Annotated in this window: 8 protein-coding genes; 2 read left to right on the top strand and 6 right to left on the bottom strand. The window is 34.2% G+C overall.

The features are described from left to right. Positions 1-203: AsmA-like C-terminal domain-containing protein (locus PHI38_RS06965; protein ID WP_299854297.1), on the top strand; the 203-nt coding region annotated here is incomplete at its 5' end. Positions 204-205: 2 nt separating this feature from the next. On the opposite strand, the gene PHI38_RS06960 is transcribed toward PHI38_RS06965, so the two are convergent. Further along, positions 206-1,408, bottom strand: a complete 1,203-nt coding sequence (locus PHI38_RS06960; protein ID WP_299854295.1) for an ABC transporter permease — start codon at positions 1,406-1,408, stop codon at positions 206-208. Beyond that, entirely contained in the window at positions 1,405-3,978 is a 2,574-nt protein-coding gene (gene secA / locus PHI38_RS06955; RefSeq protein WP_299854293.1) for a preprotein translocase subunit SecA, read from the bottom strand. Before secA ends, PHI38_RS06960 begins: the two co-directional genes overlap by 4 nt. A gap of 176 nt (positions 3,979-4,154) precedes the next feature. Between secA and lolA the strand changes: the two genes are divergently transcribed. Continuing rightward, on the top strand, positions 4,155-4,670 hold the full coding sequence (lolA, locus tag PHI38_RS06950) for a LolA-like outer membrane lipoprotein chaperone (RefSeq protein WP_299854291.1): 516 nt from the start codon (positions 4,155-4,157) through the stop codon (positions 4,668-4,670). Here lolA and PHI38_RS06945 read toward each other — a convergent pair. From PHI38_RS06945 to PHI38_RS06930, 4 genes are all read right to left on the bottom strand, one after another. Then, the gene (locus PHI38_RS06945) at positions 4,660-7,035 is read right to left on the bottom strand and encodes a diguanylate cyclase (RefSeq protein ID WP_299854289.1); all 2,376 of its coding nucleotides are present in this window, start codon (positions 7,033-7,035) and stop codon (positions 4,660-4,662) included. The genes lolA and PHI38_RS06945 overlap by 11 nt on opposite strands. 136 nt (positions 7,036-7,171) lie before the next feature. Next, a complete protein-coding gene (acnB, locus tag PHI38_RS06940; protein WP_299854286.1) occupies positions 7,172-9,718 on the bottom strand; it encodes a bifunctional aconitate hydratase 2/2-methylisocitrate dehydratase in 2,547 nt (848 codons plus the stop codon). A gap of 123 nt (positions 9,719-9,841) precedes the next feature. Further along, the gene (locus tag PHI38_RS06935) at positions 9,842-10,234 is read right to left on the bottom strand and encodes a DUF3820 family protein (protein WP_299854284.1); all 393 of its coding nucleotides are present in this window, start codon (positions 10,232-10,234) and stop codon (positions 9,842-9,844) included. Continuing rightward, positions 10,234-11,057: FtsK/SpoIIIE domain-containing protein (locus PHI38_RS06930; RefSeq protein ID WP_299854282.1), on the bottom strand; the 824-nt coding region annotated here is incomplete at its 5' end. The genes PHI38_RS06930 and PHI38_RS06935, both read right to left, overlap by 1 nt.

The raw sequence follows: 11,057 nt of genomic DNA, 5'->3' as shown, positions 1-11,057 counted from the left end.
CACTCTCAAAGATACCTCTTCTTGGGCATATAATACTTGGCGATAAGAGCGTTTCTACAACGCTAACACTTACTGGCGCACTTGATGATCCAGATGTAAATACACAACTAGCAAAAGATATAGCAGTGGCGCCTTATAACATTATCAAGAGAACACTGATGTATCCTCTTGGTTTATTTAAAGATAGTGAAGATAAAGAGTAACCCTACTCATTTCTAAGAACAGTTAAGATATCTACTTCGCTTGCCTTTTTTGCAGGGTAAAATGATGAGATAATTACAATAACAAATGCTCCAACAACAATAGAAAGAAAATCTTTTATACTTAAATCAAGTGGCAGTGTTGATGTCGGATATACATCTTTTGGAAGATGTACAATATCAAAAGTACTAAGAACCCATAAACCACTCATACCAAAAATAACACCAGCAAAAATTCCGCTAGTTCCTATAACAATCCCGAGATATAAAAACACTTTTTTAATCTCAGCAGGAGTTGCACCCAATGATAGAAGCAGTGCTATCTCGCTTCTTCTATTCATCACAGTCATAAGAAGCGACGAGATGATGTTTATAGCAGCTATAAGTATAATAAGCATTAAAACTATAAATAGTGAAGCCTTTTCTAACTCAAGGGCTGCAAAAAAGTTTACGTTATCTTCCCACCACCCTTTTATACTTACACTTGTAGAAAGATGCTCTTTAATTTTTACAATATCCTCTTGTGGATTTTGTGAAAATATATGGATACCGCTATACTGATTACTTGGCAAGTTTAGCATAGCTTGAAGAGAGGCTATAGTAGTGTAGTTATACGCTTTATCATAAGCAGATAACCCAGAATCAAAAAAACCTTTTACACTAAATCTTTTAATCTTTGGTGTAATATTCATCCCACCTGGTTCTACATGTGTAAATATATACATCAATTTATCATCATTTGAGAGCCCAAACTCATCTTTTAATGTTTTACCAATTAGCACATCAAATTTATCAAAACTTTGATCTTTAATAGCCTCTTTTAAAACACTATTTACTTTCACTTCACTCTTAAAGTCAACACCAAAAAGATAACCACCTTCAAGTCTTGAGCCACTTCTAGCCATAATTGCTGATTGAACATATGGACTAAAACTCAAATTTGGGAATTTTGTCTGAAGATTTAGAAGTAACTCTTCATTAACAGCGCCATAAAACTTAGGAGTTATTGTTAGTGGATAGTTCATAATGGTTAGCTTCTTCTTAAACTCATTATCAAACCCATTCATAAGGGCCATAGCGATTAAAAGAACCATTACGCCGAGTGATATTCCTAAAAACGCTAAAAGCGCTGAGAGAAATATAAAAGGCTGTTCGTTATCAAAGCGTAAAAATCTTTTTACTAAATATGTAACAATTGATGTTTTCAAGAAGCAAAAACACCTTTTTTAGGACCACTTTTACCGCAACAAAGTTTGTATTTCTTTCCGCTTCCACAAGGACAAAGATCATTTCTAGATATTTTTTTACTCTCGTTTTGCATCTCATTTTCATAATGATTAAATTGGATTGAAGCTTCGTTTATTTTTCTTTGTAGCTCTAGCTTCTGGGCAACTTTTTTTGCTTCTTCTTCTGGGTCTTCAACTCTAAATCTAATAATTTGAAGAGTTTTGATAGTATTAAACTTAATATCTTCAACAAGCTCTGTAAATAGATTGAAGCTCTCTTTTTTATACTCAACAAGTGGATCTTTTTGATTGTAAGCACGAAGTCTAATACCAGTTTTCATATTGTCCATAGCATAAAGATGCTCTCTCCATGCGTTGTCTAGCTCTTTTAAGTATAACTCTCTCTCTATTTCATTGCAAACTGAAGCATCAAGTACACCCATTTTTTCATCATATACACTTTTGACTTTTTGCGTTAGGGCATCTAAGAGTTCTTCATACTCATAAGCCTTAAAATCAGATGACTTCAGCTCTAAGTCTATCTCTTCATGAAGAAGTTTAAAGAGTTTTTCTAAATTAAAATCTTCTTTCATTCCGCCATTATAGATAGAGGCATTAGCTAATAAATGCTCAATATAAGCTGCTCTGATTTCATTTACTTTTGCAGATATATCAAACTCTGGGTCTAGGAGTTGGTTTCTAAATCTATATACTATTTTTCTCTGCTCATTTGCAACATCATCATACTCTACAATATGCTTTCTGCCCTCATAATGCATGTTTTCAACTTTTTTCTGAGCTTTCTCAACTGCACGAGTAACCATTTTTGACTCTATATACTCGCCATCTTCAACGCCAAGTCTCTCCATGATGCTCTTAATCTTATCGCTTCCAAAAATACGCAAAAGAGAGTCTTCTAAAGATAGATAAAACTGAGTTGTTCCATTGTCTCCTTGACGACCACTTCTTCCTCTTAACTGATTATCAATTCTTCTGTTTTCATGTCTCTCTGTTCCTATAATATATAGACCGCCAAGAGCTTTTACTTCATCACTTACTTTGATGTCAACACCACGCCCTGCCATATTTGTAGCGATAGTTACAGCGCCTTTTGCACCAGCATTTTTAATGATTTCACCCTCTTGTGCGTGGTTCTTTGCATTTAAAACAGTATGAGCTATTTTCTCTTTTTTCAGTACTTCATGTAGTATTTCTGATTTTTCTATAGAAGCTGTTCCAATAAGTACAGGCTGACCAGTAGATGAGAGTTTTTTAATGGTATTTATAACCGCTTCAAACTTCTCTCTTTCTGTTTTATAGATTAGGTCGTTTAAATCTTTTCTTGATATAGGGATATTTGTAGGTATAGAGATAACATCTAAAGAGTAGATCTGAGCAAACTCCGATGCCTCTGTTTGTGCTGTTCCCGTCATTCCTGCAAGTTTGTTATACATTCTAAAGTAGTTTTGAAATGTAATATCAGCTAGAGTTTGTGTCTCTTCTTTTATCTCAACACTCTCTTTTGCTTCAAGTGCTTGATGAAGCCCTTCTGAGAAGCGACGACCTTCGCTTAGGCGTCCTGTAAACTCATCTACTATTACAACTTCACCATCATTTACAACATAATCAACATCTTTTTCAAAAAGATAGTTTGCTTTTAGTGCTTGATCTAGTATATGCGAGAGTGAAGCGTTCTCTGGGCTGTATAGGTTCTCAACTTTAAAAAGTTCTTCTGCTCTTGTAATGCCCTCTTCTGTTAAAAGGACTGTTTTATCTTTTTCATCTACACTAAAATGCTCATCTTTAAGGAGCTTAAGAGCAATATCATTAGCATCTTTAAAGTCTCTAAGTGTTCTGTTTGTTGGCCCTGAAATGATTAGAGGAGTTCTAGCCTCATCAATCAAGATACTATCAACTTCATCAACGATAACAAAGTTGTGCCCACGTTGGACCATATTCTCACGAGAATAGCTCATATTATCTCTTAGATAATCAAATCCAAACTCATTATTTGTTCCATAAGTGATGTCTGCATTATAAACTTCTCGCTTTAGAGCGGGATCATTCATGTTTTCTAAGATTACGCCAACACTAAAACCTAAAAACTCATAGAGTGGTCGCATCTCATTACCATCTCTTGAAGCAAGATAGTCATTAACTGTAACAAGGTGCACACCTTTGCCACTTATTGCATTAAGAACTATAGGAAGGGTAGCTACTAGCGTTTTACCCTCTCCTGTTTTCATCTCTGCAATCTTGCCCTCATGTAAGACTATTCCTCCCATGAGCTGCACATCAAAGTGCCTCATATTAAGCACTCTTGAGCTTGCTTCTCTTGTTATCGCAAAAGATTCAACTAAAACGTCATCTAAACTTTTAGCACCAGATAAAACACTCTGTTTTATCTCATTAAACGCATTTTTTAGTGCGTCATCACTAAGAGCTTTATATTTACTCTCCAAGTTATTTATTTTACTTACTATTTGATTGTATCTTTTTAGTTCTCTATCATTTGTAGTACCAAAAATCTTACCCATTAATGCTTGTAGCATCCGCAACCTTATTATAGATAAGTGCGTAAAATAGGCACCTACCACTGAAATTATTTTTATTTTATCATACATATAATTAGAAATCGCATAAACGTAAGAATCATTTTCTATTTGCTATATATTAAATAATATGTAAACAGTTGCTAAGATATAATTTTTATAAATTAAGGATAAAAATGAAATTATTTTTTATAGCACTTTTCATCGTTTCTGAGCTCTTTGCCTCTTTAGATTCTATAACCTCATTTGATGCTGATTTTGTGCAAAGCATCACAGATGAGAAAAATAAAACAATCAGTTACACAGGACATATAATAGCTACTAAGCCGCAGAATGCGAGATGGAGTTACTTCAAACCTGTAAAAAAAGAGGTTTATATAAACGACTATGATGTAACTATTGTAGAACCTGAGATTGAGCAGGTTATTATCAGAAGGATTGAGTCAAACTTTGACTTTTTTAAGATGATAGCAAATGCAAAAGAGGACTCAAAAGATAGCTATACAGCTAAATATGGGGATACGCTCTTTAACATAAAGAAAAGTGGCAATTTGATAGAATCTATCTCATACTTAGATGAATTTGAAAATAGAGTCACTATTGTTTTTAAAAATCAAAAACAAAATCAAAGCATAAATAAGATTTTATTTATGCCCTCGTACCCTTTAGAATTCGATATTATTAGAGATTAATAGTAGCTTCAACTACTCTATTTCTACCACTATTCTTAGCGCTGTATAGCGCTTTGTCAGTTATTTTATATATTTCATCTACTTCCATAGCGCACTCTTTAGGTATAAATGTCACGCCGATAGATATAGAAAGATAGTTTGAGATTGCACTAGATAGATGCTCTATTTTTAAATCCTCAATACTTTTACGTAGGGATTCCGCTCTATTTAAGGCACTCTCTTTATCATTTGTATAAAAAGAGACTGCAAACTCCTCTCCTCCTAACCTATACACATAATCACTTGCTCGCTTAAATAACGATTTCATGGCTAATGCAACTGACTTTAGTATCTCATCACCTCTTTGATGGCCATAAGTGTCATTGTACTGCTTGAAGTAATCAATATCCACAATCAACAGAGCTAAGCTTTTATTATCTCTTTTTGATATTTTACGTTCTTTGTTAAAGTTTATATCAAAAAAGCGTCTATTGTAAAGCCCACTTAGGGCATCAGTAATTGAGTACTCCTCAATCCTTTTTTTATCTGTAATATCTCTTATTATCGCTGAGAAGCCTAGGATATTTTCATATTTATCTTTTGTTGGAGTTATCGTAGTCTCTATCCAATACTCTGCACCACTCTTGTTTAGGTTTTTTATCTCACCTTCGTATATTTTACCTTGAAGGATTGTTTCCCACATCTCTTCATAAAGCTCTTTTGGTGTATCTGGATGCGCAACTATAGAGTGTGCTTTTCCTATAATCTCTTCTTTTGTATATCCAGATATTTTTGTAAAGGCATCACTTACATCAGTAATGATCCCTTTTTTATTTGTTTTTGATGTTATTACATATTTATCTATTAGCTCTAGATATTGTCTATTTGTATCAGAATATTTTGCATTACGTAAAAAACCTATAATCATATCTATAAAATATGTAAAATCTTCATTATTTACAATCTCATGTTTTTGCATAAAACCTAGTTGTAAAACACCAAATATTTTCTCATAACTTATAAGCGGGACAGTACATATATTTGATGGCTCAATACTAATATCTTCTATACGAAAGTTTATTTTTTTATTATCTTTTAAATCTGTCTGTATTCCTTTTTTTTGAACAGCAACCTCTCCAACTAGCCCTTCTCCAAGCTCTACAATAGGCTTCATCTTATTTGTAGCATAAGATGAAGCTAAGTAAAGTTTGTTATTTTCTTCATTATATATATAAATAGCCCCTTGAACAACACCAAATTTATTTGCAAAAAAGTAAAGAGATGATGAAGCAATCTCTTCAATAGTATTACACTTTTCTAAATCATTTTTAAGATTTATTATTGATGTTAAATTATTCTTTATCTTCTTTTCACTCTTAACATATAAGATATAACTTCTTAACATAGAGGCTATGGTTAGAAAAATCAAAAGGACAACAAAGGCTCCTATTACGATTCCATATAGTTTTGTTTTTTTTAATTTTTCTAGTTTTTGATTTAATTTTTGACTTAAAAACTCAGCATCAGTGGTGTAGAGAATAAACATCTTATCGATAACATTCGTTGATATTTTAAAAAACTCTAACGCTTCAATCTTAGCATCATGTAAAAGAACAGTATTTTTAACATACTGCTGCATGTTTTGAGTTTCACTGTTTATATTTTCAAGTAAAGAGAAGAGTCTTGTTTTTTCATTATCATCATATATCTCATCTACTGCTTTATATATCTGTTTTATATGCTCTTCGCATAAAAGACAGTTGTTTTTAATAGAGTACAAAAGCTCATTATCCGTAGAGTTATCCAAAATAGCTTTGGTTGTTTTTGCTCTGATTTTACCAACTACTTCTATTAGATTTGGTAGATGTTTTAGCATAACCTCTACAAAAAAATACTTATCTCCATCAGATTCTAAAAGTAATTTTGATTTAAAACCCAAATAGTAGGCACGCTCTTTTAGCTCTTCTATAGCATGTGTATATTTTTGATATAGAACGATTTTATCATCAATTGAGCCATCTATTATGATTATAATATTATCCATAACGTAGTCATAACTATTATCATAAAGCTCTGGATATAGACTTTTTAAAGCTCTTATCTCTTTCATCTCTTTTTTAACATCTGTCTTGATTAACTCAACACTGTTTAATATATTGCTATATTCTGATTCATCTACCAAAAATTTATCAAACTGGCTATAGCCTCTTAGCTTTTGAATCTTAAGTATAAACTTTTGAATCTTTTGTGCAAATTCTATACCATTTATTTTATATTCTGTTTTTTCTATCTCATTGTTATAGTTACTTATAAAGTTGTTAAATAAAAATAGTGTTCCACCAATTAAAAAGAGGACTAGAATAACAATTTTATATATTTTTTGCATTTTGTATTAAATCCAAGATATTAAATTTTTAAGGCATTTTAACAAAATAAGATAAAAAATTGTTGTTATTTTTTGGTTGAGTGATTATTATTATATGTAGGTAGCGCAGAAAGAGTTCTGCGCTATAGTTTAGGGTTTAGAGTTTGTAGTCTTTAATAAGGTTAAAGTTAAGATATTTGTATATCTCGCTCTCTTTACCTTCTATCTTTTTAGTCTTCTCTAAGTATTCAGCTTGAGTTGGGATACGTCCAAGCATAGAGCATACTGCAGCGAGTTCTGCAGAGCCAAGATAAACTTGAGCGCCCTTTCCTAGGCGGTTATCAAAGTTACGAGTTGAAGTTGAAAATACTACTGCATTATCTGCAACTCTAGCTTGATTACCCATACATAGTGAACATCCAGGGATTTCAGTTCTAGCACCAGCTGCTCCAAAGATTGTATAGTAACCATCTTCAGTTAACTGTTTCTCATCCATTTTTGTTGGAGGGCAAACCCAAAGAGTTGTTGGAACTGGACCTTCGCCTTTTAAAACTTCACCTAAAGCACGGTAGTGACCAATGTTTGTCATACATGAACCAACAAACACTTCATCAATTTTTGTAGGACGAGAAGATGCAAGAACTTCACTAAGAGTTGCAACATCATCTGGATCGTTAGGACAAGCTAAAATAGGCTCTGTGATACTGTTTAAATCTATATCGATTACCGCAGCGTACTCAGCGTCAGCATCTGGCTTCATAAGTGATGGAGACGCTAACCACTCTTTCATCTTGTCTATACGACGTTGAATTGTACGCTTATCTTCATATCCAGCTTTAATCATAGACTCTAAAAGAGTTACGTTTGATTTTAGATACTCGATTACTGGCTCTTCATTTAGTAAAACTGTACATGCAGCTGCACTTCTCTCAGCAGAAGCATCAGAGAGCTCAAAAGCTTGCTCACACTTCATATTAGGCATGCCCTCAATTTCCATGATACGACCAGCAAAGATGTTTTTCTTGCCTTTTTTCTCAACAGTTAAAAGTCCCTCTTTTATAGCTTGATGAGGAATAGCGTTTACAAGGTCACGAAGAGTGATACCTGGTTGTAATTCACCTTTGAAGCGAACAAGAACAGACTCTGGCATAGTTAGTGGCATAGAACCAGTTACACCAGCAAATGCAACGATACCAGAACCACCTGGGAATGAGATACCAATAGGAAAACGTGTATGACTATCAGCACCAGTTCCTACTGTGTCTGGAAGAACCATTCTGTTTAACCATGAGTGGATAACACCATCACCTGGGCGAAGTGCAACACCTGAGCGTTTAGAGATAAAGTCTGGCAATGTGTGATGCATCACGATATCTGAAGGCTTTGGATATGCAGCTGTATGACAAAATGATTGCATAACCAAATCAGCTGAGAAGCCAAGAGCTGCAAGTTCTACTATCTCATCTCTTGTCATTGGACCTGTTGTATCTTGAGAACCTACAGTAGATGTCTCAGGCTCTACATACATTCCAGGGCGAACACCCTTCATACCACATGCACGACCAACCATTTTTTGAGCTAGTGTGTATCCTTTACCGCTATCTGTTGGTTGTTCAGCTGTTAAAAATACATCAGATACACCAAGCCCTAAAACACCACGAGCTTTAGAAGTAAGTCCACGTCCAATAATCAAAGGAATACGTCCACCAGCGCGTACTTCATCAGTAATTGTGTTTGGGTTTAGTTTAAAAGTAGCAATACACTTGCCATCTTTATGAGCTTCACCTTTATATGGATAGATAGTGATAACGTCACCTGTCTCCATTTCAGATACATCAAGTTCAAGTGGCAATGCACCTGAGTCTTCACATGTAGCAAAGAAGATAGGAGCGATAATACTACCAAGAACAACACCACCTGTACGCTTGTTTGGAACACCTGGGATATCTTCACCCATATGCCACTGAACAGAGTTTACACCAGATTTTCTTGAGCTTCCAGTTCCAACAACATCACCAACGTATGCGATTGGGTGACCTTTTTCTTTTAGTTTTTTGATAGTCTCAATAGGGTTATCCATCTTAGCAACAAGCATAGAGTTTGCATGAAGTGGAATATCTGAACGAGTAAATGCTTCTGAAGCTGGCGAGAGATCATCTGTATTTGTCTCTCCTGCTACTTTAAATACAGTTAGAGTCATCTTATCTGCTAATGCTGGCTTTGAAGTAAACCACTCAGCATCTGCCCATGATTTGATAACTTCAGTAGCATGAGTGTTTCCAGCTTTATAAATCTCTTCTACATCATTAAATGAATCATAAACAAGAAGGGTATGTTTTAGTGCCTCTTTAGCAGCATTTATTACATCACTATTTTTAGAAGTAAGTGCATCAACCAAAGGCTTAACGTTGTATCCACCAAGCATCATACCCATCATCTCTACAGCGCGAGGAGCAGATATCTCTTTGATAGTTATTTTTTCTAGCGCAATGTCATTTAAAAATGCAGCTTTTACATATGCAGCGTCATCAACGCCAGGTGAAACACGATTTGTAAGAAGATCGATATTTTGAGCCATATCGCCTTTGTTGTCTTTTATCATCTCTACTAATGCAACAGTCTGCTCAGCATTTAAAGGTAGTGGTGGAACCCCAAGAGCTTCTCTTTCTATTATATGTGCTTTATAATCTTGTATAAATGACATTATTATTCCTATGTTTTAAAATTTAGAGAGATTGTAACTAAATAAAGAAACACAAAAAGCATAGTGTTACCATAGTAAACAAGTTATATATATTTTATTTAAAATATGTTTCTTATAGTAACGCTATAGAGCTCTTGATTTTAATTCAGAGTCAATTATCTCTCTATCTTTTCCTTTATAGTTACTTTTTAGCCATAAAAGATATACATCAGGTAGATCACAATAGAGCATTCCTTTATATTTTCCATACTCTACTTTGTGTGCTTGTGTGGTTTTTAAAACTTTTTCCTCGCAAAGTGTATCAATGAAAATAGCTTCTATTAGAGTTTTAAATTCTTCAAATTCAACTCTCTTTGGAATTAAAAAAGTGTATGTGTCAAAATAAAAAAAGCCTCTTCTTTGTTCAACAAAGGCTTCTATGCTCTTAATCTGCTCAATTGATAGTTGTTCTAAATTTTTAACATATACGCTAAAAGAGTTTTGGAGTTTTGTAAAGACAAAGTGTATTTTTGTCATTACAAAATATCACGCAAACCTTTTGAGTTTGGTGCAGATAAGATGCCCTCATTTTCGAGCTGTTCAATTAACCTTGCAGATTTGTTATAGCCGATTTGAAGTTTCCTTTGTAGATATGAAATAGATGTTTTTTTATCAGTTAAAACCACATTTCTAGCCTCATCAAACATCGGATCGAGCTCTTCATAACTCTCACTTGATGAGTAGTTATTTTCACTATCTTCTACTAAAAAGCTTTTATCATAGTTTGGTGCTCTTTGCGATTTTATAAAATCAACTATTTTTTCTATCTCTTCTTCAGTGCTCCAAGGTGCGTGAAGGCGTACTAAGCCTGTGGAGCCTGGAGGAGTAAAGAGCATATCACCCTTACCTAAGAGTGACTCTGCCCCTTGCTGATCTAGTATGATTTTACTATCAACTTTCTGCCCTACTCTATATGAGATACGAGATGGAAGATTTGCCTTAATTAAGCCAGTTACAACATCAACTGAAGGTCTTTGCGTTGCTACAACTAGGTGAATGCCTGAAGCTCTTGCCATCTGTGCTAATCTTGCTATTGAGATCTCAACATCCTTACCGCTTGTCATCATTAAATCTGCTAATTCGTCTATGATTACTACTATATATGGAAGATGTTCTCCACCTTCGCGCTTAACCTTTTCGTTATAACTCTCTATACTCTTTGTTCTGTTCTCGCTCATCAAAGCGTAGCGTCTCTCCATCTCTAATACCATGTTATTAAGAGCTACTATCGCCTGTTTTGCTTTTGTGATAACTGGGGTTAATAGATGCGGTATATCGTTGTAGATAGAAAACTCTAACA

Origin of the sequence: Sulfurimonas sp. (assembly GCF_028694895.1) — a bacterium.
In the GTDB taxonomy this organism is placed as follows: domain Bacteria; phylum Campylobacterota; class Campylobacteria; order Campylobacterales; family Sulfurimonadaceae; genus Sulfurimonas.
This window is presented reverse-complemented; position numbering and strand designations above follow the sequence as displayed.

Coding starts and splice junctions, on each gene's coding strand:
- PHI38_RS06945 (WP_299854289.1), bottom strand. CDS start 7,035: ATGCAAAAAATATATAAAATTGTTATTCTAGTCCTCTTTTTAATTGGT.
- secA (WP_299854293.1), bottom strand. CDS start 3,978: ATGCTACAAGCATTAATGGGTAAGATTTTTGGTACTACAAATGATAGA.
- acnB (WP_299854286.1), bottom strand. CDS start 9,718: ATGTCATTTATACAAGATTATAAAGCACATATAATAGAAAGAGAAGCT.
- PHI38_RS06935 (WP_299854284.1), bottom strand. CDS start 10,234: ATGACAAAAATACACTTTGTCTTTACAAAACTCCAAAACTCTTTTAGC.
- lolA (WP_299854291.1), top strand. CDS start 4,155: ATGAAATTATTTTTTATAGCACTTTTCATCGTTTCTGAGCTCTTTGCC.